General features: G+C 37.5%; 1 protein-coding gene. It reads left to right on the top strand.

From position 1 onward, the window contains the following. Positions 1–869: 869 nt before the first annotated feature. On the top strand, positions 870–1,082 hold the full coding sequence (locus ACJ5GX_RS03385) for a hypothetical protein (RefSeq protein WP_495292700.1): 213 nt from the start codon (positions 870–872) through the stop codon (positions 1,080–1,082). The last annotated feature ends 147 nt before the right edge of the window (positions 1,083–1,229 follow it).

Here is a 1,229-nt window from a genome sequence, read left to right as displayed (position 1 = left end):
GATCCTTAATTTCTCTATGTATTTTTGTTAGATAGACTATTTCTTTATCCTCATCTTCATACCAACTGTTTTCTCTTAGTACTGTTGGTCCTGGAAGTAGATCGATCCGATGAACCCTGGGTTCAGAGTTTTTGTGGGGCGTTCACCGCTCGAAAAACTTGCTGTAAAAATGTCTACCTCGATTCAATGGCTAACCCCAATCGCAAGTATGAAAGTGCACATTCGAAATTTTGCGGTTATATGGACACATTCGAAATTTCCTTTAGTCTGACAGACGGACGCGACAAAAATACGTCCGTCAGTCCGTCAAAGAGGGAGTACCGCCTAATAGTCTAAGCGTTACTTCCTGTCATGCGACGGGCCTATGTAACAGTAACACAGTTACTTCAAGGATGTGATATTCGTTGTTTTATGAACCGGCAAACTAGCCGTGTTGTGTGCTGCACGCACGGTTGTCACGCGACCACTGCTTGCACACTGACTGAGTGACAAACATATTTTATATCGGGTTACATACTAATGTGCATTAATAACGCACCGTAGCCGTATCTGTATGAGAATTAGATATAAATCCACAATTTGCTTTCGCCTTTCGATGCATGCGTTACGTTGCGTTAAAAATACGCAGCGAAGGACGAAATGTGGGGGAACCGCCTATTTACATTGATTTATTTTTGAAAATTTACACTAATACCTACCTTATTATAAAAAGGAAAGATTTGATTGTTTGTTTGAATTGAATAGGCTCCGAAAAATTATTTTACCATTAAAATCCTACTTTATTCCTGATGAACGTAGGCTATATTTAATACGAGAAAAAATAGGGATCCGTGTGAAAATTTCGATATACATTATCGAAATTGTGAAAAATGTACCAAAAAATAATTATATCGTCTACGCTGTGGATTTTGTCAATAGAGGAAAATGATGTACTACAATTTATAGAGAACATCAATATCTACGCGTTAGAAATATCAATATGTCTGCAATACCATATGTCTTACCAAGAGTCAAGAGCAAACCCATCATTAATAAAAAAAAAAATGTCTAACTACAGCCAGAAAAACTACTTATTCATTTAAAAATGTGCAATAGTAACGTCGCACCGGTACAAACTACGCCACATTATTAGTACCAGAGTAATAATCATATTTAATCATGAGTGTATTAAACGGTGGTGTAAGGGACAGCCCTCCGAATACTGATAGGCATGCAGACCATGAAACTGA

The sequence above is a fragment of the Wolbachia endosymbiont of Tuta absoluta genome (assembly GCF_059414725.1).
Note: the sequence above shows the minus strand (reverse complement) of the source record. Positions and strands in the feature narration are given on the sequence as shown.